Source organism: Salinivibrio sp. KP-1, assembly GCF_000968645.1.
Taxonomy (GTDB): domain Bacteria; phylum Pseudomonadota; class Gammaproteobacteria; order Enterobacterales; family Vibrionaceae; genus Salinivibrio; species Salinivibrio siamensis.
On record NZ_LAQR01000045.1, the window covers coordinates 180,308 to 204,188 of the forward strand.

22 protein-coding genes are annotated in these 23,881 nt (G+C 39.0%); 18 read left to right on the forward strand and 4 right to left on the reverse strand.

Going from position 1 to position 23,881, the window contains the following annotated elements; genetic code table 11:
- Nucleotides 1-33: 33 nt before the first annotated feature.
- From WN56_RS12865 to WN56_RS12900, 8 genes are all read left to right on the forward strand, one after another.
- Nucleotides 34-990, forward strand: a complete 957-nt coding sequence (locus WN56_RS12865) for an NAD(P)-dependent oxidoreductase (RefSeq protein ID WP_046075385.1) — start codon at nt 34-36, stop codon at nt 988-990.
- Nucleotides 987-1,916, forward strand: coding sequence for a hypothetical protein (locus WN56_RS12870; protein WP_046075386.1), 930 nt, complete (start codon nt 987-989; stop codon nt 1,914-1,916). The genes WN56_RS12865 and WN56_RS12870 overlap by 4 nt, the downstream gene beginning before the upstream one ends.
- A gap of 246 nt (nt 1,917-2,162) precedes the next feature.
- Nucleotides 2,163-2,462 (forward strand): sulfotransferase, encoded by a 300-nt coding sequence (locus WN56_RS12875; RefSeq protein ID WP_255352032.1) that lies wholly within the window; start codon nt 2,163-2,165, stop codon nt 2,460-2,462.
- A gap of 315 nt (nt 2,463-2,777) precedes the next feature.
- Nucleotides 2,778-4,214: a lipopolysaccharide biosynthesis protein gene (locus WN56_RS12880; RefSeq protein WP_197075757.1), complete on the forward strand. Its 1,437-nt coding sequence runs from the start codon at nt 2,778-2,780 to the stop codon at nt 4,212-4,214.
- Nucleotides 4,215-4,914: 700 nt separating this feature from the next.
- The gene (locus WN56_RS16580) at nt 4,915-5,991 is read left to right on the forward strand and encodes a glycosyltransferase (protein ID WP_052708082.1); all 1,077 of its coding nucleotides are present in this window, start codon (nt 4,915-4,917) and stop codon (nt 5,989-5,991) included.
- A gap of 126 nt (nt 5,992-6,117) precedes the next feature.
- The gene (locus WN56_RS12890) at nt 6,118-7,335 is read left to right on the forward strand and encodes an O-antigen ligase (protein WP_046075388.1); all 1,218 of its coding nucleotides are present in this window, start codon (nt 6,118-6,120) and stop codon (nt 7,333-7,335) included.
- Nucleotides 7,325-8,107 (forward strand): hypothetical protein, encoded by a 783-nt coding sequence (locus tag WN56_RS12895; RefSeq protein WP_052708083.1) that lies wholly within the window; start codon nt 7,325-7,327, stop codon nt 8,105-8,107. Before WN56_RS12890 ends, WN56_RS12895 begins: the two co-directional genes overlap by 11 nt.
- Complete coding sequence (locus WN56_RS12900; protein WP_197075758.1) at nt 8,097-8,846, forward strand: glycosyltransferase family 2 protein; 750 nt, start codon at nt 8,097-8,099, stop codon at nt 8,844-8,846. The genes WN56_RS12895 and WN56_RS12900 overlap by 11 nt, the downstream gene beginning before the upstream one ends.
- 63 nt (nt 8,847-8,909) lie before the next feature.
- Here WN56_RS12900 and WN56_RS17135 read toward each other — a convergent pair whose 3' ends face one another.
- The 3 genes from WN56_RS17135 to WN56_RS12915 form a co-directional block, all read right to left on the reverse strand.
- Entirely contained in the window at nt 8,910-9,911 is a 1,002-nt protein-coding gene (locus WN56_RS17135; protein ID WP_046075389.1) for a sugar transferase, read from the reverse strand.
- Nucleotides 9,912-10,069: 158 nt separating this feature from the next.
- Entirely contained in the window at nt 10,070-11,080 is a 1,011-nt protein-coding gene (gene galE, locus WN56_RS12910) for a UDP-glucose 4-epimerase GalE (RefSeq protein WP_046075390.1), read from the reverse strand.
- Between the two features lie 116 nt (nt 11,081-11,196).
- The gene (locus WN56_RS12915; protein WP_052708084.1) at nt 11,197-11,955 is read right to left on the reverse strand and encodes a serine protease; all 759 of its coding nucleotides are present in this window, start codon (nt 11,953-11,955) and stop codon (nt 11,197-11,199) included.
- Between the two features lie 590 nt (nt 11,956-12,545).
- On the opposite strand from WN56_RS12915, the gene WN56_RS12920 reads away from it, so the two are divergent.
- The 10 genes from WN56_RS12920 to WN56_RS12965 all read left to right on the forward strand — a co-directional run bounded on the left by WN56_RS12920 (nt 12,546) and on the right by WN56_RS12965 (nt 22,582).
- Nucleotides 12,546-13,712 (forward strand): nucleotide sugar dehydrogenase, encoded by a 1,167-nt coding sequence (locus WN56_RS12920; RefSeq protein WP_046075391.1) that lies wholly within the window; start codon nt 12,546-12,548, stop codon nt 13,710-13,712.
- Between the two features lie 30 nt (nt 13,713-13,742).
- Complete coding sequence (locus WN56_RS12925) at nt 13,743-14,975, forward strand: lipopolysaccharide biosynthesis protein (protein ID WP_046075392.1); 1,233 nt, start codon at nt 13,743-13,745, stop codon at nt 14,973-14,975.
- Entirely contained in the window at nt 14,968-15,510 is a 543-nt protein-coding gene (locus WN56_RS12930; protein WP_052708085.1) for an acyltransferase, read from the forward strand. The genes WN56_RS12925 and WN56_RS12930 overlap by 8 nt, the downstream gene beginning before the upstream one ends.
- A gap of 11 nt (nt 15,511-15,521) precedes the next feature.
- Nucleotides 15,522-16,544 (forward strand): polysaccharide pyruvyl transferase family protein, encoded by a 1,023-nt coding sequence (locus WN56_RS12935; RefSeq protein WP_046075394.1) that lies wholly within the window; start codon nt 15,522-15,524, stop codon nt 16,542-16,544.
- Nucleotides 16,541-17,653: a glycosyltransferase family 4 protein gene (locus WN56_RS12940; RefSeq protein ID WP_046075395.1), complete on the forward strand. Its 1,113-nt coding sequence runs from the start codon at nt 16,541-16,543 to the stop codon at nt 17,651-17,653. Before WN56_RS12935 ends, WN56_RS12940 begins: the two co-directional genes overlap by 4 nt.
- Before the next feature lie 439 nt (nt 17,654-18,092).
- Nucleotides 18,093-18,809: an O-antigen ligase gene (locus WN56_RS17100; RefSeq protein ID WP_231637450.1), complete on the forward strand. Its 717-nt coding sequence runs from the start codon at nt 18,093-18,095 to the stop codon at nt 18,807-18,809.
- Nucleotides 18,806-19,702, forward strand: a complete 897-nt coding sequence (locus WN56_RS12950) for a glycosyltransferase family A protein (protein WP_046075397.1) — start codon at nt 18,806-18,808, stop codon at nt 19,700-19,702. Before WN56_RS17100 ends, WN56_RS12950 begins: the two co-directional genes overlap by 4 nt.
- 9 nt (nt 19,703-19,711) lie before the next feature.
- Nucleotides 19,712-20,524, forward strand: a complete 813-nt coding sequence (locus WN56_RS12955) for a glycosyltransferase (protein ID WP_046075398.1) — start codon at nt 19,712-19,714, stop codon at nt 20,522-20,524.
- Nucleotides 20,525-20,853: 329 nt separating this feature from the next.
- A complete protein-coding gene (locus WN56_RS17220; protein WP_052708086.1) occupies nt 20,854-21,135 on the forward strand; it encodes a transposase in 282 nt (93 codons plus the stop codon).
- Between the two features lie 439 nt (nt 21,136-21,574).
- Nucleotides 21,575-22,582, forward strand: coding sequence for an NAD-dependent epimerase (locus tag WN56_RS12965; RefSeq protein WP_046075399.1), 1,008 nt, complete (start codon nt 21,575-21,577; stop codon nt 22,580-22,582).
- Between the two features lie 84 nt (nt 22,583-22,666).
- Here the strand turns inward: WN56_RS12965 and wecA are convergent, their stop codons facing one another.
- Nucleotides 22,667-23,767 (reverse strand): UDP-N-acetylglucosamine--undecaprenyl-phosphate N-acetylglucosaminephosphotransferase, encoded by a 1,101-nt coding sequence (wecA, locus tag WN56_RS12970; RefSeq protein ID WP_046075400.1) that lies wholly within the window; start codon nt 23,765-23,767, stop codon nt 22,667-22,669.
- Nucleotides 23,768-23,881 lie beyond the last annotated feature (114 nt).

Sequence of the window (23,881 nt, forward strand, 5' to 3'; positions counted from 1 at the left end):
TAAATAGTAAACGAAACTGTAAACGGAAGCATTATGAAAAAATTATTAGTATTAGGTGCCTCGGGTAGTTTGGGGAAAGGTGTTATAGAGTATTTGAAATCAGAATATTGTATTACGGCCACTTATACATCAAATGAATTCGAAGAACGTGACATTTTGGTTCGTCATGTGGATATTACTAATCCAGAGAGCCTTGATAAACTGGGTGGGGACTTTGATGCGGTCGTAATGATTGCAGGTGCGATGCCAGCGACTATGAAGGGATATAACCCGCAGAAATATATTGATGTAAATGTCACTGGTACGTTAAACGTACTCGAGTATTGCAGAAAGTCAGGAATTAGGAAATTCATTTATATTATGACATTTTCTGATGTTGCATATAAATTCTATAACGGTGTTCCTATTGAGAGTGATGATATAAGAGGCTTGAACTTAACGGGAGATCATGCTGTATATTCGATCTCAAAGGTTGCTGCCTGTGATCTCGTCGAGCATTATCGTCAGGAGTATGGACTACAAACCATTACTTTCAGAATTCCGACCGTTTATTGTGCTGATCACAATTTTAATTATTACGTAAATGGCGAGCTTAAGACCAAAGCATATATCCAAATGATTAAATCGATCGTATCGCATGGTAAGGTAGAGCTGTGGGGTAATCCCGAAAATGCGAAAGATATGCCATACATCAAAGACTTTTCCCGCCTGATTGCTCTTGGTGTAGAGCATCCGACAGCTCAAGGTGTATTTAACGCAGGCACAGGGCAGCCTGTCACATTAAAAGAGCTTGTTGATACAATGATCGAAGTCTTTTCGGAGAGTCAGTCTGTAAATGTTATCGCTAGACCAGAGAAGCCATCACAGCCGAACTTTACCTTTGACATGAAAAAAACAAAAGAAGTTTTTGGCTTTGAATCACAGTGGTCTGTTAAAAATATGTTTGAAGATATTAGAGATAAGCTTGGTCTTGGGGCTTTTAAAAAATGAACACGCCCAGAATAATATTACATCTTGGCCTTCCTAAGACAGCAACAACATCAATCCAGCACAACGTTTTTCAGAAACTTCATGAAGAAAAAAGAATTAACTTCTTGGGTAAGTGCCTTGATTTTGATTATAAATCGGCAAATTTGAACGTCATTAATTATGCCGGGAAGTTTATTAGAGATGCTGCTGAGCAGGCGTTATCTATCTCTGAAGCAAGAAGGCAACTAGCTATATCTTTGGATAACGACCTATTAAACGTTTTTAGTGATGAAGGCTTAATGATTGCTTACCCAGGAAAAGAAAATCTGCCTTTAAAGAGAAAATTTAATAATCTAAAAGCCATTTTTGAAGGTTATGATGTACAAGTAGTTGTTACAACAAGGGAGCCTGTTGACTATCTCTATTCATTATATGTCCAGCTGTACCCAGACTATTTCGATAGGATAGATAGCATGAACTCATTTGGTAAATATATCAGTAGACTTCTGGCTGAACCTGACAATGTTCTTTTTGAATCTTTTTTTTACTCCAAATGGCTTAAAAAACTTCAAAGTCAGTTTGACGTTACAGTGTTAGACTATGAGGATTTTGCAAAAAATAAGCCAAATATTTATCAGTCTTGGTCCGATCTTTTATTACTATCAGAGGAAGAATTCCAATCAAAGTTTGAAGCTAATAAAATTAATGAAAAGAAAAAAGTAGGAAAAGAAGTTAAGGAGGTAAAAAGCTTCAAATATATTGAGGATAAGGTTCGAATTTTTCTAAGAAACAGAGGTCTGCTTTTCTTACTCTTTAAGTGGATATACAACCAGTTTGGACTAAAAAGAGCGTTGAGGTATCGTTATTCGTCTAGGGGGTTGCATCATTACCCAACGAAAGAGCAGTGTGATCGTTTGAGAGAACTGCATCGCCATCATCAATACTGATGTATCATGCTTAATAGGTTTAATACTTAGTGTTACTCATTAAAAACTTGCCTGTGTAATAATTAAGATATATTTAAGTGTTATGTGTAACCTGTTAGTAAGTATTAGAAGGAGTTTTATGGAAAGCGTTGAAGGTATAAAGAGTAAGATGACTCGTTTGCTTAGAAATTTATATCATTGGGTTTCCTGTGCTTATAGACACACTAAGACTAAAGTAAGAAAAAGAAATAAAGTGTTTGTCATAGGGTGAATAAAACTGGTACTACGACCATGTCAAAAGCACTTGCAGATTTAGGTTATGTCGCTGGGAAAGAGAGAGAACCTAAGCCATTATTTTGGGCTTGGGTAAATAGTGACTATTCTAAAACAATAAAGTTTTGTGAAAAAGCTGAAGCCTTCCAGGACTCTCCGTTTTCTTTTCCCAATACCTACAAGTGTTTATATCAAGATTATCTGGGCATTGAATTTATATTAATAGTCAGGGGTGATGACATACAATGGTATAAATCTATAACTAGTTTTCACTCAAAGACTTGGGTTATATAATGGTGTTCTCCCTACCAAAGAGCAATTAAAAAATTCTCTTAATTATTACAGAGGTGGATCATGGGATGTCAATCAGGTCCTCTTTAAAACTCCTGAAGATGAACCCTACAATGAAGAAATCTTACGAGATTTTTATCGAAAGTATATTCAAGACGCTATCGATTGTTTTCATAACCGCTATCATGGATCTATCGTAATTGATGTTGGTGAAAGTGACTCATATCAAAATATTTAGATTTTTTTATCTACACTCGTATTACCACGACTTCCCTTGGGAGAATGGAACTTGATGCAGGGCTGTATTAAATGAAGGCCATGAACCGAAAAATTGGCGTTGGCGTATTGTGGAACTTAGCGAGCCTGTTCCTGAGTCGCGGTGCCAGCACCATTTTTATGCTGTTTCTGGCACGAATTCTCGCACCGGAAGCTTTTGGCTTGGTTGCCATGGCGGCCGTGGTATTCGAATTGGCTAATGCATTCATTAGCTCGGGCTTGGGTGCGGCGTTGATCCGCAGTAAAGACGTTTCTGATGCTGATCTGAACACAGTTTTCTACACCAACCTTGGTCTTAGCTTCGTCGCATACGCTGCTATCTTCGCTGGGGCTCCTTACATTGCTGCTTTCTACAGTCAGCCGGAGCTAGCGGCATTGGTGCAGGTGATGGGCCTAGTGGTATTAATCAATGCCGCAAAGATTGTTCAATCGGCAGTTTTAAGCCGCAAGATGGACTTTAAAACTCAAATGAAGGCTAACACCCTGGCTACCGTGGTGTCTGGCATGCTGGCGGTGGCAGCAGCTTATCAGGGGTGGGATGTATGGAGTCTGGTGGTGCAGATGCTCAGCCAGGCGGCGGTATCAGCAGCGATTCTGTGGATGGCCGGCAACTGGCGGCCGGCTTGGCAGTTTTCTACTGAATCATTTTTGCGGTTGTTCGCATTTGGGCGAAATCTGTTAGCGGAAGGATTGCTTGCTGTGGCGTTCCAGAATTCCTATATACTGGTAATTGGTCGCTTTTTCAGTGCAGAACTCACCGGCCTTTACTTCTTCGCAAAAAAAATCAGTAGTCTGATTTCGCAGCAGCTAACCAGCGCAATTCAGCAGGCAACATTTCCCGCGTTATCTACCTTGCAAGATGACAATGCAATCCTGAAGCACAAGTATCGGCAGATCATGCAGTTGATGATGTTCCTGATTGTACCCATCATGATGCTGTTGGCGGCGTTAGCGCCACAGCTAATCAGCGTAGCTTTTGATGAAAAGTGGCAAGGCGCAGTGCCATACCTACAACTGCTGTGTATGGTCGGGATGATTTACCCACTCCATGCCCTGAATATAAACCTACTCAACGTAAAAGGACGCTCCGACTTGGTTTTCAAAGTCGGTTTGGTAAAAAGAACCGTTAACTTGACAATGCTGTTCTTGGCTATTCCCTATGGCGTATTGGGAATAGTTGTCTCCCAAGTGATTGCTACCTTTCTTGCGCTAATACCTAACACATATTTCTCTGCCAGGTTAATTGGCTACACCACCGTTGAACAAGTGAAAGATGTAATCAAACCCATCGGTGCCGCAGTGGTTGCAGGAGCATGTGCACAGTGGACTGCGTACGCTATACCAGCGCACCCGATGATTGTATTGATGCTCTCTGGGCTTGCCGGGGCGGGAGTATACATGCTCGTGAGCTTTCTCATTCGTGCTGAAGGAGCTTTGATGCTGTGGGGCAAGGTATCCAAACGTCTTCAGCGCGCATAGCATTTGGGAAAGAGGATATATCATGGTTGAGCATTTGAAAGCGGCCGGTTTGGCGTGAATTTAGATAATAAGTGCAACACTCATGGTCAAACTGGCGAAAGGAAGTCAACTGCTGATAGTGGTACGCTTCTTATCGCCAAAATTAAAATGGGATTACCATGGGTTGCCAGCAGTTGACGGCAGGGCGAGCGCATGAATTGATTTCTATTTAACTCATGTTCATCAAATGCTACTAACTTATGGATAATGGTTTGTTTCAGTCAAATATTGTTGGTAGGGACTGTTTGATTATTAGACGATTACTTGATTGGTGATGAGTGTACCTTGTTATCAGTACGTTGCCGTTAACAATGTAATGACTCATGCGTTCTACCTGGCTATTATATAAGCTCAAAAACACTCACAGCAAAATAGCTTCATGAGGCCACTCGCTAGCATTGGTTAATTAAGTCGATGTACTGACAACTTTATGTTGAATCAAAAAAAATGCCGGCTGAATAAGAGTAGATGACCGCGCGAATTTTTTTTGCACAAACAAGGAAAGTAGTTTTAATTTTATTAAAAAAATAGAAGAGTTTCAAAGCTAGCATTCAACGTAAGCGACTGATGTGTCCGATGACCAGAAGTACCTTGCATAAGTGCTGAGAAGCTTTTCTTGATGCGGATGTTCACCCGTCTTCCGTGAAATAGGATGAGTTTAGTGAAAAAATTAAATATACAAGATGAAAAATTACGCTGTGAAGAAGAAATATTAAAATTTTGGATCGAGGGCTCTAGTATACCTATTGTAAGTGTCGGATGTATTGCTTATAACCATGAGGATTATATAGAAGATGCCATTCGCGGATTTTTGATTCAGAAAACAGTATTTCCTTTTGAAATATTAATTCATGATGATGCATCAACCGATAAAACTATCGATATTATTAATTTCTATAAAGAGAAATACCCAAATATAATTAAGGTTATTTCGCAGTCTGAAAATCAGTATTCGAAAGGAAAGAGAATTACCCCAATCATAGCCAAGCAAGCTGTGGGGAAGTATATAACATTGTGTGAAGGGGATGATTATTGGAATGAGCCAAATAAACTACAACGACAGTACGAAGCTTTAGAAAAAAATGAAAATATTGATATCTGCTTCACGCCTGGACTTAGTATAGATGAATCTTCGAATAAAATAAAATCAATATGTGATTACGGATGTAATGAGAAAGTTTTTTCGCAGTCAGAGATAGTAAGGGGTGGAGGGGATTTTATGCCAACTGCTTCACTTATGATAAGAACCGATTTTTTTTATCATTTACCAAATTGGCTAGATAAAGCCCCGGTGGGAGACTATTACTTTCAGATCCTTGCCTCTAAAAAAGGTGGTGCGATGTACCTTCCTATAAAAAGTTGCGTCTACCGCAAAAATTCAGTAGGTTCTTGGACGTCAAGAAGGAAAGGAAAAGATAGTAATGCTTTAAAAAATGAACTGTTGAAGCATTTTAGTTGCTTTGACAAACTGGCCAATTCTTCTGTTGTCTCAAGGTGTGACGTGAATTATGTTAAAGCAAAATTTCTCCTTGAGCTAGCATTAAACTGTTATCTAAATAAAGACTTAGACCAAGCTAGGATATCAATCAGGGAGTCCTGGTGTTTCTATAAATTTTTAAGTAAGAGGCAAGCGATACTATACTGTTTGTCTTTCTCGCCAAGAATAACATTGGCAACTTTGTTAATTTATAAAAGGGCCAGTGCTGTATTAAGTGTTGGAGAGCGTAATGATTATTAACTACACGTAATGCACTAATTTAGAACAATTAGCGAGCTTGTATTGGTGTGATTTCTATAAAAATAGCAATTGATATTAAAATGGAGCTTTTAGCCCTTATGCTTTTTCATGAGAACGATAGTTAGAATGAAGTTTTTTTTGCCCATTTATATTTTTACATTCTTTTTAGATAGTTACTTTTTAGATCTAGGGTTTGCGCTCAAGCCTTTTATGATTTTGACAGCTCTCGTGGTTGCTATTAACTTCAATAAGCTTAAGGTTTTTTTATGTGATTACGAATATATAATGCTCTTTTTCTTTTTCTTTTACATTAGCACTGCTTTTGTAGGAGTTGATTATGAATCTAGCTTGCGATTAGCTCTTGGTATAGTACTGCTTCTATTAACCTATTTTACAGTTATTTATGCGCTGAACTATTATTCCGCGAGACTCTCTGTAGAATCTGCGTTTTATTACGGATACCTATTGTTTATAGTGATTTCATTAATCTTATATTTTTGGGGATTGCTAATCGTAAACGGAGACTTTTATTCCTATAACTCGAGTAAAATCTATGGAGTGATGATAGATAGGCATATACCAAGAATGATAGGTGTAACAAGAGACCCTAATTTTTTCGCCTTCTATTTGACACCTTTCTTGCTCTACTTTTACAGTAAAAAAGATAAATCGGTTGCTGATACTGCTCTTTTAATTCTTTCTTTATTGTTGTTGTTTTTGTCATTTTCTCGAGGGGCGATGCTGAGTGTGTTTTTTGTGATTGTTCTATATGAAATTTTCCGTACAATCAACCCTCGCCATAAGATTCGTTTTGTAAATAAGTCAGAGTTACTAAAATCGCTCATAAGGCCTTTTTTACTGATTTCAGCATTTGTTTGTGCAGCTTTATACCTGGTGTCGTTAGACAATGTTGTTGAAATGGTGAGCGCGAGGGTCGAATCTGCCGCAGATGCTAGCGGAAGGTTAGATATATGGAAAAATGGGCTCGATCTATTTATCGATAACTTTATATTAGGTATAGGAATATATAATTTCCAGCATTACAATATTCAATACTTTAATGACTGGCACTATATGCACAATACTCATTTAGAGGTTCTGGTTGAATCGGGACTAATTGGTGCGTTACTTTATATTTCTTTTAATCTACTGTTGTTTTTAAGGTTGTTTAGGCTATCTTTGAATAATAGCTACTTTGTCTTTGCTTTGCTTGCTTACATCGCAATGATGATTCAATTAGCAGGGTTGTCTGGTTTGATTAATGAGGTTTGGATATTGTGTTTGGCATATTTTTCATATGTAATTAAAAGCAATAAGCGAAGAGGGCCAGTTAATGGATTTTAAGATTTTAATATCAACAACTGACGATTTTTTTCTTAAAAGAGATTACAGACCCTCGTGTGATTACTTAGTGATTAATCAAATTATTAATATTGAGCATGGTGCTTTATGTGCTCCTAACTGTATTTCACTTGTCGAAAAAGGTGTTTCTAAGAGTAGAAATGCAGCGCTGAGTTTTTGTGAAAGTGGATTGGCTCTCATAAGTGATGATGATGTATCCTATGTGAAAGATGTGGAGCATGTAATTAAAAAAGCTTTTGATGAAAACCCAGAGGCAGATATTATTACCTTTCAGTTTTTGGATAATGATTACAGGCTTTATAAAAAAAATTATAGACAAAAAACGTTTTGGCATGATGTCTACTCGCTTGCGAAGGTTTCTTCTGTCGAGATTGCTTTTCGTGTTGATAGTATTAAAGGTGCCAATCTTCGTTTTGACGAGAACTTTGGTTTAGGTAGTAAACTACCTTCTGGTGAAGAGTACATTTTTTTAGTTGACGCACTAAAGCGCGGACTCAAGATACTCTATATGCCAATTCCTATTTTAATTCACCCAGGCGAAAGCTCTGGAGGGCAATTTAAATCAAATCCAGACTTAATTATGTCTAAAGGAGCCATGCTTTATCGAATTTTTGGTTATAAAAGTTATCTCATGGCATTGGTTTTTGCTCTAAGAAAGTATAAACGAGCTCATATGAGCTTTGTTAATTTTTACCGGTTGATGATTAGCGGTATCAAGTTATATAGAAAAGATGGAGTGACAAGTGAACGTTGATTTAGTCTCAATAATAATGCCATCTTATAAATCGGAGCCGTTCATTACTGATGCAATAGAGTCGGTAATACATCAATCCTATAAAAACTGGGAGCTTATAATAGTAGATGACAAATCTCCCGATAATGCGAACAAGATAATTCGCAGCTATGAAAAAAAAGATGATAGAGTGAAACTGATAGCGCTATCTGACAATGTTGGTCCTGCTGCAGCTAGGAATAAGGCTATTGATGTTGCTAATGGTCGCTATATTGCATTCCTAGACTCTGATGATATGTGGAAGCCTCAAAAGTTAGAAAGACAAATAGCCTTTATAAATGATAATAATGCAGCACTCGTTTTTAGTAATTATGAACTAATCAATGAAAACGGTACTTATATTGGAAAAGTAATAGAGTCTCCTGTCAAGGTATCGTACGTTGACTTACTTAAGTCAAATCATATAGGCTGCTTGACCGCCATGTATGATACCAGAAAAGTTGGTAAATTGTTTATGCCGCTAATTAACAAAAGACAAGACTATGGGCTTTGGCTAAAGATATTAAGAAAGACTAATGTGGCATATGGAATGAGAGAGGATTTAGCAACTTACAGGATGGTTGCTAAATCCGTATCGAGTGATAAGCTAAAGCTAATTCGATATCATTATGAGCTTTTTACAAAATTTGAGCGGTTGAGTAGAATTAAAGCATGCTACTACATTGTCTGCAACATACTCAGCAAGTTGCTATATAGATAGCAATATAGCTCACCGTGAGGCTATCTTCAGAGTACCTAATTATATTATACTGTATTTTTAGCCTTATCTCCCCATCCCAAACAGTACCGTCTTCACCGTCAACGCCAGAATCTTAAGGTCCATTCTCCAGTTCTGGTGTTTGATGTAATACACATCATATTTATGCTTCCATATTGCGTCTTCTACTGAAGCGCCGTAAGGATACTTTACTTGTGCGAGGCCAGTTACACCGGGCTTCACCGCATGTCGGAAACGGTAGTAGGGGATTGACTGTTCTAACTCTGCAATAAACACCTCGCGTTCTGGGCGTGGGCCCACCAGTGACATCTCGCCTTTAAGTACATTAATCAACTGTGGTAACTCGTCGATGCGGGTTTTTCGGATAAAGCTACCGATTTTAGTGACGCGCGCATCGTTCTCGGTTGCCCACTGCGCACCGTGCTTTTCTGCATCACTACGCATCGACCGAAATTTGATCACATCAAACTCTTGATTGTACTGGCCGGTGCGGGTTTGTTTGAAAAGTACTGGGCCGGGTGACTCTAATTTTATTAGTAGTGCGGTAAGGATCCCAATAGGTAAAGAAACAACACCTAGACAAAGAGCACAGAAGAGATCAATAGCGCGCTTTTCTCGGCTATTCTTGCGTTCGGAGAGGATAGAAAACGCTTTTTGGTGCAAAAAATAGCCGCTGTGCAGTAGTTCGGTCTCTGTATAGCCTAAAGTACGATCGAAGTAACTGACCAATGGTTCAACCCATGCGCCAAGCTCTGTAGCACCAATGAGAAATTGTTGCTGCTCCTCCGAGAGAAAAGAGCTCCTGAAGTGGCAAAGGGTTTTATTTTTTAGAAAGCGAATTTCATAGCAATTTATACAAGCGCTTAAGTGTGGATGGCGTGACAATAAGGTTTGTAGTCGCTCTTCATCCTCTTTGGGACAGAACACATACAGGTCGTAGGACTCGGTCGTAGCACCGAGTCCTGACTCCTGGAGCGCTTTATAGCTCTCAGTGCTCTCGAGCTGAGTAGTGGTTTGCTTAAATATTTGGTGACTGAGTTGGGTCATCAAGCGTATCTACCAGTGTATTAGCGAAGACTCTGAGTATTGGCCGTGAGATGGTTATAATGTTGGCAATAGAGAACTTCACTGTGATTTATTCAATTATTATAAAGTGTGCGTTATCAACGGAGGAAAGTAAATTTTTGCAGCATACTCCGTGAAGCCTAGCAGTATCCATGCGGGTTTTTAGACTGCCAGCGCCAAGTATCTTCTACCATAGTTTGTAAATCGCGTATCGCCTTCCAACCCAACTGAGCTTCAGCATAAGCAGGATCAGCGTAACATTCAGCAATGTCACCCGCACGACGGGGTTTGATTTCGTAGGGGATGGAGCGCTTTGCTGCGGCTTCAAAGGCATGCACCATCTCTAGCACACTGTTGCCTTGGCCGGTACCGAGGTTAAAAATATGAGTGCCAGGTTGATGAGTCATCTTATCCAGTGCGGCTAAATGACCATCAGCTAAGTCAACCACATGAATATAATCGCGTACACCGGTGCCGTCAGGCGTGTTGTAATCGTTACCAAATACGCCCAGCTTTTCACGTCGGCCGACGGCCACTTGTGCCACAAAAGGCAGTAAGTTATTGGGTGTGCCTTGTGGATCTTCACCAAGCAGGCCAGATTCGTGCGCACCCACGGGATTAAAGTAGCGCAGGAGAGTGATGCTCCAGTCGGGATTGGCTTGTTGAAAATCCCGCAGGCACTCTTCCACCATCAATTTGCTACGTCCATAAGGATTAGTTGCCGAGGTAGGAAAATCTTCACGAATGGGCACTGAGGCTGGATCGCCATAAACGGTTGCAGATGAACTGAAGATCAGCGACTTGACCTCAGCCCGATCCATGGCCGAAACCAAGTTCAATGTCCCTGATACATTGTTATCATAATACTTAAGTGGAAGAGCCACGGATTCCCCCACTGCCTTCAAACCAGCAAAGTGGATCACACTATCGATATCGTGCGTAGCAAAGATCGAGTCAAGGAAGGCTCTGTCACGGATATCCCCTTTTAGGAATAATGGACGTGTGCCTGCAACCTGCTCGATGCGATTCAATACCAGAGAGTTACTGTTACATAGGTTATCGACCACAATCGGTGTATGGCCGGCAGAGAGTAGTTGAATGCAGGTGTGGCTCCCAATATATCCTGAACCACCTGTAACGAGAACGTTCATAAAATTGTGCCTAATGTCTTATTTAGGCAACAGATTTTAGCAGGCGACAAAACAATAAACTAGCCAAACACTAACAATTGTCGCAGCGTTACAGGTAGCTAGTCGCAGAATGATACTTAAAGCGACGGCTGAAAGGACATTACCGACGACTCTATTCCCATTTCGTTTCTAGAAATGTCTTGTTCTATCGGTAAGGATAAAGGTTGCAGTCCGCCATAGCGAGCAGCTTTGGTTTCAAGCCAAGCGTGAATATAGTTGATTGAAACAAAGATTGTCATCCGTTCTAATCCTAAGCGCTGACCATTATCCAAGGTCGTTTTTTCTGGATGTGCAAACCCAACTAAAATTCCCACCAATTCGCCATTGCCATTAAAGGCACCGCCACCGCTCATACCACCTCGAATAGGCGCATCAGTAATGCTGGATGGGCAGTTCTCGACCTCTTTAAAGCCCGCAATCATTAAATCCATATAATAGAGGCCACTAGCGTTCAGTACATCACCAGCACTTGACTTACCAAACACCTCGACGGTATCACCTTGATAAATCAGCCCCAGGTCGGGAAGTTGCAGCCCACGGTTGTCTGCTTTGATGAGTGCTACATCACAGCGGGGGTGAATAGCCACTACATCGCTGGCGGAAAACTCAGCAACATGCGCAGCTGTCAGGCTTAACGCAGGGGTTATGGGCACACTGGTGCCAAACTTGCCTCTCTGTAACAAAGAACTCGGCTTGATCATTTCAACGGGAGGATGCTCTTTCACGACGCGATGTCCACCATTCGACACTGTGCAACCCCCTAACTGAAACACGAGAATCACGATACCGAACGCCATACCTAAGTTTTTCCATAGTACGGGGCGGGTAAGGGACATAGGCCCTCCTTTCACTTAACCACTGCTTAAAGGTCAAGCCCCGATGCGCATCTAACGGCTTGCTAACATTAATAATAGATAAAAAACTTAATAACGCCTCAAAAATAAGAAAGAATAAGAATCTTTCATGTAAGTGACTAATAAAAAAGAATTTATTTTAAAGCAATAAATGTAACAGACATAATAGGAGAGTGAGGAGGTGCACAAAAAATAGGCGGACCTGAGGCGGAAACAAACTTAAAGGATGAAAAAAGTATCGACTAGGGCATTGTCTAAGTCCGAGAGCGGCTGTTAGGCCAGGCTAAATGTTTGTTTAATAAATAAACATAAACGCGAGCAGATGCGATAAAACGGCGAGTCATTCTTTTAACGTAGACGAAAATGTGTAGAATACGGCAGGCATTTTTTCCACTGTGCTAGGCATAATCCTGTTCGCACTGTGAGATATAGGGCGAAAATAATCAAAAATCATACAAAATCTGTGATCAGCGTGCCGTGGGGAGCGAAACCTCCGGGCGGTAGCGTATCTATTCGTCAGAGAACAAATCTACTAACACTCTTGTAAAGCTAGGTAACCCAAGGAAAAAACGATGAAAATTGCTGTTGCGGGCACAGGCTATGTGGGCCTTTCAAACGCGATGCTATTGGCCCAACACTTCGATGTGGTCGCGCTCGATATTAATGAACAAAAAATAACGCAGCTCAACCAAAAGCAATCCCCTATTGTTGATACGGAAATCGAAGACTTTCTGGCCAACAAATCACTGCGATTTACTGCCACATTAGATAAACACCAAGCCTACCAAGACGCTGATTTTATTATCATCGCCACGCCTACTGACTACGATCCGGAAACCAACTACTTTAATACCCGCTCTGTTGAGGCGGTGATCCGTGATGTGATGGCAATTAACCCGCAAGCGACTATGGTGATTAAATCGACAGTGCCTGTGGGTTACACCAAACAAATTAAAGAAGAGATGGGAAGCGATAATATCCTCTTCTCGCCCGAGTTCTTGCGCGAAGGCAAAGCCCTTTACGATAATCTGCATCCCTCACGCATTATTGTGGGTGAGCAAAGTGAGCGCGCAAAAACCTTTGCTAGTCTCTTGCTCGAAGGTGCGCTGAAAAAAGACGTGCCAGTACTGTTTACCGACTCGACCGAAGCAGAAGCAGTAAAGTTGTTCTCTAATACCTACCTTGCCATGCGGGTCGCCTACTTTAACGAGCTTGATAGCTACGCCGAAACCCATGGTTTGAATACTCGCCAAATCATCGAAGGGGTAGGGCTAGACCCTCGCATCGGTGACCATTACAACAACCCATCGTTTGGTTATGGTGGTTACTGTCTGCCAAAAGATACCCGCCAACTCCTTGCCAACTACAACGATGTGCCGAACAACCTGATTCAGGCGATTGTCGATGCCAACACTACTCGCAAAGATTTTGTCGCCAACGCCATTTTGCGCCGTGAGCCAAAAACGGTGGGCGTATACCGGTTGATCATGAAAGCGGGCTCAGACAACTTCCGTGCCTCATCCATTCAAGGGATTATGAAGCGCCTTAAGGCCAAAGGCGTTGAAGTGATTGTGTACGAGCCAGTGTTAAAAGAAGACACCTTCTTTCACTCAGAAGTCACTCACGACCTTGAGGCGTTTAAACAACGCGCTGATGTGATTGTAGCCAACCGCATGGTTGATGAAATCCGCGATAGTGCCGAAAAAGTCTATACGCGTGATTTGTTTGGGACGGATTAAGTTTTAACTATCACAAAAGACAAACAGCTCGTGAATGAATTTTTAAAGAATGTTAAGACATTAATTCTAGGTTCAACCCTATCTAAACTAATAGGGATAGCTGCTATCCCTATTTTAACAAGGCTATACTCTCCAGAGGAGTTTGGCGTATTATCATTATATAATTCTATAACACTCTTAATCGTTCCATTTATGACTTTAAGGTATGTGGTAGCTATCCCACTACCTAAAAAAGACATAACATCAATCCATATACTTTGGTTGTGTTTATATCTTTCACTAGGAGTGAGTGTTGTATTTTTTCTTATACTTTTCCTACTAAAAAATTTAGGAGTGGAGTATATACGTCCATTAGGGAATTACGCATATCTAATACCAATTTCAGCATTTCTTGTATCCTATTTAGAGGTTGCCACATACTGGCTGTCGAGGAAAGAAAGCTATAGACTTATATCTAAGTTTAGTGTTATACAGTCCATTGGGGGAGGGGTCGTAAAACTCTCACTAAGTTTAGTGCCAATTAGTGCGTTTGGACTAATACTTGGGCAGATGGTACAACAGTTTTTTTTCTTGCCTTTCTTTTTTGGTAGGAGAAAGAAAACAAAAGTAATGAAAAAAAACATAATAAAACTTCTGTTTATATTCTCTGATTTTGCTAAGTACCGACTTCCTGCACATTTAATGCTAGTCTTATCTCTTCAAATGCCTATATTAGCATTCTCGGCTATGTATGATGAGGATATAGTAGGGCAATTAAGTTTGGCAACTATGTTATTAACTCTACCAGTGACACTTGTAAGTAATTCTGTTGGTAAGGTTTATTATTCAAAAGTATCCAGTATTGGTAGTAATAAGCCTGATGAAATATATGAATTGACACGTCGTCTAACAATAAACCTTGCTAAGTTATCATTCCCTTGCACTGTTCTAGTGTATTGTTTCTCACCGTACCTCTTTACTCTATTTTTGGGTGAAGATTGGATGGCTGCTGGAAAGATGGCAAGTGTTATGTCAGTAATGCTGTTATTTCAATTTTTATCCTCACCAATCCTTAATGCATTTAACATTTTTAAAAAGCAAAAAATCGTTTTGGCATTAAATATAGTTAGGGTTAGTCTTCTGGTTTCTTTGTTTGCTGTATGTCATAGAAATAACCTTACACCAATGAGTACAGTATCTATCTTTAGTGCTACTTCGTCGTTTTACTATCTCCTTGTTCTATGTGTTATATTTAGAGTGATAAAGAATGAAGTCAATGATTAAGAAATTAATTGTTTTAGTGTTTCGGTTTTTGTTAGGTTTAGAAAAGACATGTGATAGATTTTATGGTTTGGCATGTCTTTCCCGTATAAAAAACAAACGAGACAACTGTTTTATGGAAGGGAAAGGAGTTATCTATAACCCTGAGCTTATTTCTCTAGGATATAGCGTATCGATAGGAAAAAATTTCTTCATAAGAGCTGGTGGTAAAATATCAATAGGAGATTACACCAGAATATCAAGAAACGTAACCATACATACTGTTAATCATAATATATCTGGCACATTACTACCCTATGATAGAAATGATATAAAAAAAGATATAAATATTGGAAAATTCGTATGGATAGGTATGAATGTTAGTATACTCCCGGGAGTCACTATTGGTGATGGCGCCGTAATTGGTATGGGTGCTATTATATCAAAAGACGTAGAACCAGGAGATATAGTGGTTGGAAGCGTACAACGAGTTGTAAAAAAAAGAGAAAAGCGACACGTTGATGATTTGGTGACTAAAAGTTCGTATTTGAAAAATTAGTAGGATAATTAATGAAGATAGCAATTATTGGTGCCCTTTGGACATCAAATTTCGGCGATGTATTGTTAGCTAAGCTTTTGAAAGATAAGTTAGTAATGCTAGGGCATTCAGTCATAATGCCTAATGCTAGTAATAGCGTTAAAAACGAAGCTGGTTTAGAAGAAGAAAAGTTTAAAATATCGGAATCTGATTGTATTTTGTTTTGCGGTGGTGGTTATTTCTCAGAGCCTCCGGGAAATAGCTTTAAATGGGCTATTTCTAGATATAAATCTTTGTTTAAATATGCAACTTATTGTAAGATTAAAAAAATCCCTTATTCTATAATTGGTGTTGGTGCTGGACCAATTAACTCTTTTGTGGCTAGGAAAGTCATCTCTCACGTTTGCTCTGGCGCTGAAAATATCCTGCTAAGGGACAACGAGTCTATAAAAGCCATAAAAAACCTTAATCAAAATTATAACCTGATTGAAGTGTCAGATTTAGTCCTGTCGATAAACGATATATATGAATTAGGCCCAGTATACAACAGTGTAGATAAAATAGGTGTACACCTAACTTTGAATGGAAGAGAACAAATAAAACCTATATTAAAATATGTAAAAGAAAACAAAAACAGTTATGATTTTTACCTGATTGAAGACAATCCTGGTGAATATGATCGCCTTTGTTATGAATATACTGATATAAAAGAATTATTTGCCGATAAATATATCACATATAAGAGTATCGATGAGTTTGTCTCACAAATTCATAGTTTTGATATGGTAATTACAAGTAAGCTCCACGTCGGTATAGTAGCTGCAGCTCTTAATAAAAAAGTATGTTCTTTACCCTATCACGCCAAGGTAAAAAGATTGTACGACGAATTTGATAGAAGCGATGTCGTTCTTGAGGATTTCCATAACCCGTCTCGCATATATGCTCATGTCAGCAACTGTTATGAATCAGAGCCGATCACCATTCCTTCAAAAATGCTTGAAAAATCTAGAAAAATAAATATGTTCATTGAGGAGAAGTTTGGGGAGAAAAAATGAATGTCAATGTTCTACAAGTCTGCTACGTATATCCTCCATCTTTCTCTGGATATGGTAAACAGCTAGAAACCGTAAATAGTTATTTTGAAAGCAGTAATGACGTTCATATTATCGTCATTACTGGCTATCAAGGCAACTCTAAATCTAATGTCTTTTCGTTTCACAAAAAAAAACGGAAATCGATAGAAAAAGAAAAGCTGGACTATTATGCATTTGCTTTCTTATCACCATTTAAATTCTTTCGGAAACTCTTTGAGTGTGATGTTGTTCATATAATAAAAGCTGGCCCAGAAATTATAATATGGACCTTTTTGGCAAAAATTCTTGGAAAAAAAGTTATAATCAAAGTCGCTCAAGATGAAGTGGAGAATTATAAGTCAAAAAATATTTTCAGGAAACTACGTTATAAAACGATGAAGATGGCTGACATTGTCATTGCACTTAGTTCAAAAATTGAAAATGAACTTAATAGCATTGGCGTTCGTTACTCTTCTGTCCTAAGAATAAATAATGCCTTTAGACCTATTGATAATGAAGATGGTTTCTCGGTACTTAGTCCCGATGAAAAAAATAGTGATTCATATGTTATCTCTTTTGTAGGTTCACTATGTAAAAGAAAAGGTGTTGATGACTTACTTAAAGCTCTTGCTAGATATAATAAGAATAAAAAAATCACTTTATTATTGATTGGCCCTGATTATGGTGATATTGAAGACTTAAATAGTCTTATAAATGAGGTTAATAAAAATCCAATGTGTTCAGTTCACGCGCTAGGAGAAAGATCTGATGCAAAAAATATCATAGCAGAGTCTGATATGTTGTGCCTGCCCTCTTATTCCGAAGGAATGCCAAATGTCGTAATCGAGGCATTAAGTCTTGGTGTTCCGGTGTTAGCTTCAAATATACCGGTTGTTTTTGATATGATAAATGATTTTAACGGAAAGATTCATAATACAGGCGATGTTAATGATATCCTACTTAAAATTAATGAGATGGTAGAATATAAGTATAATAGAAATAGGATAAAAGAACACGCACAGCTTTTATTTTCTATAGAGAGTGTTGGGAGGAAATACAGAGATATATACTTAAAACTTGGTAGTAGCTAAAATGTTATCAGTTAAAACGCAAAGTCTATCTTCATATTTATGTGGCTTTGGCTACTTTGTCGCAATATGTACGCCGTCAATAAAGCTAGTACATTCAAGTGCCATTGTGAATTTATTACCTCCTTGTCTCATTATACTGGGGTTTTTATTGAAATGTCGAGATAGTAGGAATAAAAAAAATTTACTAATCATATGGGCTTGGTTTTCCCTTTGTCTTTTGCTACTTGTTTTGCCAAATATAAAAGATGTCGATGAGATATTCTTTAACTTCTTATATTTATGTTTGATAGTTTCTATTTCAATTATAGCTTTTGATAAAGCATCAATATATTTTTGTTCGAAATTATTGCTGGTTTGGAGTGTTATAGTTTCACTCTGGCAGTACTTTATTGGTATTACATACAGTGCATCATTAGGTCAAACATATCTAACTGTAGCGATGCCTATAGGATGCCTTTTAACATTCTCATTCTTATACATATTAAATGATATTAGTTCAGTTAAAAAAATATTGCTTTCACTAGCTTTTCTACTCTGTTCATTGCTATCTCTGAGCACTTTATTAAGTCGAGGTGCTGTGTTGTTGCCGATATTTGTGCTTGCAATACATGTTTGTTTACTTCTGTTTTTTTCTAACGTGAGGCTCAGGTACAAATTTCTGATTATATCTTCAATTATTCTTATGGTTTTTATATCAATTTCGTACATAACCGAAATTGACATGAGGCAGTTATATCGAATAGAAAGTTTGATTGATAACATTTCGGATGAGCCAAGAGTTATCGTATACTCTGAAGCTATAAAATTAATAAAAGAGCAACCATTATTCGGTTATGGCACAGGTAGCGCTGGCGATTATTTTAACGGTACATACCCCCATAACATTTTTCTCGATGTTATGATAAATGGAGGCGTGTTTCTTTTAGTGCCATTTATATTTATTATTAAGATGTATGTAAACGCTCTATTTAAATTTTACGGTTCTTTCAATACCTATAAAAGCTATACGTCTGTTGTGTTACTAGCCTATAGTTTTTATCTTTTTTTACAATGGAATATATCATGGGGGCTAGACTCCTCATATATTCCTCTGATTCCGTTATTTATGTTTGTATACAATATTGGGTTGAAAACAGAGGATGGCCAAACGGTATGAGATGTACTTTTTCTGTGGTTATAACTACAAAAAATCGCCCTGATTTTCTTTTTAGATGCGTTCATTCTATATATAGAAACTCTGTTCTCCCTGAGGAAGTTATAATAATTAATGATGGGGGAGATAGGCTAACAGATGATGTCTTTAATAGCTACAACATAAAAATAAAAACTGTAAATAATAAGATATCTAAGGGAGCTAATTTTTGTAGAAATTATGGAGTTTCTTTAGCTAAAACAGAGCTTGTTTTTTTTATCGATGATGATGATACGTTTACAAAATACTCTTTTGAACGGCGACTTGAGGTTTTTTCTTCTGATTCTGAGATTGGACTTGTTTACACTGGGTTTAATACAGTTTTTAGTGACGATTTAAATACGGTTGTTTCATCTAAGGTGCCTGTTGAATACTCTGATAATTACACTCATGACTTATTAAGTAAAGGTAACATAATTGGTTCTACATCTCGGGTTGCTGTTCGAGTAGCTGAGTTTAATAAGACGGATGGTTTTGATAATCAGTTATCTAGCATGCAAGATTATGATATGTGGATAAGAATGTCTCAAGTGACTAAGATAAAGCATGACTGCCACATAGGCATAAACTATACCATTCATAGCGGTACCTCAAATCAAGTTAGTAAAAACTATAATAAGTATTTGCAAGCAAGTGAATACCTGATCAATAAATATAAGTATCTTGGTATACAAAACAAATGCTTAAGAGAATTTAGGGCAAACTTGTACCTTAGAGTAGCTATAGCCGGTGCCGACAGCTTTGGAATAAAATCGCTATATTCGCTAATGTCCTTGAAAGAATCATTTAGCTTAAAAGCTCTTGGTTTATTGGTGATGCCTACAACTTTTCTACGATCTTTTAAGTCCTTTGTCTAGGTAAGTGGTATGTCGAAAAAAATTGCTGTAATAATGAGTGTTTATAAGAGTGATCGAGTAGATTTTTTCAAACAAGCAGTTTCTAGTATTTTAAATCAAAGTGCACCTTGTCACTTGTTCATTTATAGGGATGGAGCTCTACCAGCCACTCTAATGAGAGAGATGAACGCGTTGTCAATTAAATCTAATGTCACCATATTGGGCTCAGATGAGAATAGAGGCCTTGCATTTGCTCTCAATCAGCTAATCGACGTTGTTTTAAATAAAGGATTTGAATTTATTGCCAGAATGGATAGCGATGACTTATCATATCCTTTGCGTTTAGAAAAACAAATCAACTTTCTAGAAAGTAATACAGATGTAGATATTTGCGGTTGCTTTTGTCGTGAGTTCGGCTCTTCTTACGCTAAGAGTGTAAAGTCGCTACCCACATCACATACTGAGTTATATGACTTCAGTATTAGTCGATGTCCGTTTATACATCCTACTGTGATGTTTAGACGATCCGTTTTTGATGATGGTTTAAGGTATCCGGTAGATACACATTTGACTGAAGATATGGCATTTTGGCTCTGCTGTTTGGAAAGGGGGAAGATATTTTCTAATCTAGATTTGGTTCTTTTGGACTTTAGAATGGAAGAGGATACGGTAATGAGGAGAAAAGGTATAGGTAAATCTATTAGCGAGACTAAATTAAGATTTAAATATATGATTAAGCTTAAACGAGTATCTGCAAAGAATGTATTTTTGATTTCATCCAGGATATTTTTCCATTTAATGCCCCCGTTCTTGTTAAAGTTATCTTACAAATATCTTAGATAACTCCTAGATCTGTGTGTAAATAGAAAAAGCTTCTCAGATGGTTACATCGCTCTTTCTTCCTAAACAGTTTAACTCATTACTTTAGGGGGACTCTGGATGAAACCTTCATAATTAACCGAGCTCCATTAAAAGCGTTAGTCGTTGATATTCCCTGATTGCCTATGTTAATTGGGTAAATCAATAAGATGTCATCGATGGTCTAGTTGCTAAAATATCCAAAATGTATTCGACGGAAAGATGAGTATAAATAAAAACACGAATGCAGTAGATATCTCAATTGGACTTGGCCTGTCTTACTTGACACGCATCGACGACCTGAGGAGATCAGTATGTCAGCCTATAAAACGGGTAAAAAGACAGCGCAATATTCACTAGACTTCAAACTGAAAGCGGTTGAATGGAGCTATGAAACGCATCGAACAGTGAAGTCGGTTGCAGAGGCGCTTGATATCCATCCATTCATGCTATCGAAATGGCGTAAAGCGTATCGAGATAGAGAGTTTGGTATGGTCAAGTCCCAAAAAATAAAGTGCATCCAGACAAGGCGAAGGACGAGTTATCGGCACTCAAGCGACCGATCACAGAGCTTGAAGAGGAGAACGATGCCTTAAAAAAGTGGCAACGCTTTCAAGCAGAACAAAGGCGCAAGCCTACCGATTCGTAAAGCAATATAGTGATGTTTACTTAGTAAAGAAGCTGTGTAGGCATCTGTCTTTGTCTCTTAGTGACTATTAATAATTGGCTAAGACGCGGATAATGAGCTCGGTACAGAAACAGCGTTCATCTTGCGGTTGTGCGATCAATTTGTTCACCTGATTAGAGGTGATAGATGTACCTATTGCTAATCTAAGGCACTTACCAGAGAAGCTCAGAAAATGTACTCAGTAGTTTTATAATTGAATATAGTTACACAGCAGTGTTAGCTATATGTCGGCAATAGCGCTTGAATACAATGTACTTAACAATAGGCGTGTCCATTAAAGTGGGTCAAGATTAAATAAAAGCCTAATAGCGTCAGTTAATTGGTTAGATAAACATAAGGAATTGACAATGAAATATCTTGTCACTGGTGCGGCCGGGTTTATCGGTAGCGCGACAGCAGAAAAGCTTTTGGCCGCTGGCCATCATGTTATTGGTGTAGATAGCCTGAATGACTACTACGATGTATCGTTAAAACATGCGCGTCTAGCCCGCATCGAACACCCGAATTTTACTTTTAAACAACTTGATATTGCCGACCGCGAGAAAATGGCAGCGTTGTTCGAGACGCATCAATTTGATCGGGTGATTCACTTGGCTGCGCAAGCAGGGGTGCGTTATTCGATTGAAAATCCCCATGCCTATGCGGATGCCAACTTAGTGGGGCATTTGAACGTGTTGGAAGGCTGTCGTCAAACGAAGGTAAAACATCTCATTTACGCTTCTTCGAGCTCAGTCTATGGTCTAAATGCAAAGGTACCGTTTGAAACCTCAGATTCGGTAGACCACCCCGTCTCTTTGTATGCGGCAACGAAAAAGTCGAATGAGCTTATGTCCCATAGCTACTCGCACTTGTACGATATCCCGACGACAGGGCTTCGCTTCTTTACGGTATACGGCGCATGGGGTCGACCAGACATGGCGCCGTTTATTTTTACCGATAAGATTTTAAAAGGTGAAACCATTGATATTAATAACAATGGTGATATGTGGCGCGACTTCACTCACGTAGACGATATTGTTGAAGGCGTGGTGCGTATTGCGGATGTTATTCCATCACGCAACAATGATTGGACCGTTGAAGCAGGCACGCCAGCTTCTAGCTCTGCGCCTTATGCCGTCTATAATATCGGACATGGCTCGCCGGTGAATTTAATGGAATTTGTTCAATGCATTGAGCGTACTATTGGCATTGAGGCGAAAAAGAACTTCCGTCAAATGCAGCCTGGTGATGTTTATCAAACTTACGCGGATACACAAGACTTATTCAAAGCGACACGGTATAAACCGCAAGTCTCGCTCGAGCAGGGTGTAACTGAATTGGTAGAGTGGTATAAGGCGTTCTATCAATCGAATTGATTAAGCTGTTAAACCTTCCAATAAAAAAGCCCGCAAATGCGGGCTTTTTTATTGTCTGATCGTTGCGTTGAGCTTCAGTGCGGATTAACCATTAAGCGCATGTTCTGGTTTATCTTGCTTCCGCCATGAGCGGATAAAGCGAGTAATACGCCAAACATAGCTGAGCAAAGCGGCATAGATTGCAAAGCAAAATATAAAACTGATAAACATAATGCTCTCATTGATCCCAGTTAACTCACCGTAAATACCAAACCCTGCAAACAATGCAGCAACACTACAAATTACCAATAGTGTTTGAGTCGAACTAAGGCCAAGGCGTTGGAAAATATGATGTAGATGTTCACGATCGGGTCTAAATGGGGAGTGACCCCGGCGCACACGGCGGAACATAATCGCGGCCATATCCATCAACGGAATCGCGATAAGCCACAAGCAGGTGACGGGTCGAATAGAAGCCTGTTGACCGGTTTGACTGGATAGTAGCAAGAACCAAACGATGGTAAAACCGATCACCATGCTACCTGCATCTCCCATAAAGACTTTCCGCTTGCGACCTAGTAATCCGAGGTTAAACAAAATATAGGGTGCCATAATGACAATCATCGCTGTCGATAAGTAGGCCAGGTCATAGTGATTCACCGTTGTCATCATGAAGGCGACACCGGCAAATGTAACGACGGATAGACCGCCTAACAACCCGTCAATACCATCGACCATATTAAACGCATTAATGGCACCAACTACAGCAAGAATAGTGATAACATAGCCAGCAATTCCTAAATCTATATCACCTGTGCCTAATATATTGCCTATCGTGCTGAGCTCAATATTGCCGACCTCGATCATTGCAATTGATAGTAGCGCTTGGATTAAAAAGCGGATCTTGTAACTAATATCAAATTTGTCATCAAGGGCACCAATGATTACAAGCACGAGAATGCTAACACTGTACAAATCTGTATGCGGAATAAGATCTGCATTGTTCCAGAGAAAGAACAACAATGAGATACAAATCGAAATGCCACCCACCAGTGGAACCGAGCCCGAATGTAACTTACGTGCATTGGGTTTATCGACTAATCCAACAATCCTAGCGAACCTACGCATTAAAAAGAGCACACACGTTGATAGCGCAAAAAGCGCTATCAAGTCCGATGCAGAAAAAACACAATGTTTCTCCTTTATAATTTATGGCGAGATGTTACACCACTCAGCGATATAAATAAAGCTGGGCAGGGTGTATAGTGTTCTTTTTAAGCGGATGTTGATAGGAAAGTAGGCAGTCGATTGCAGCATGTT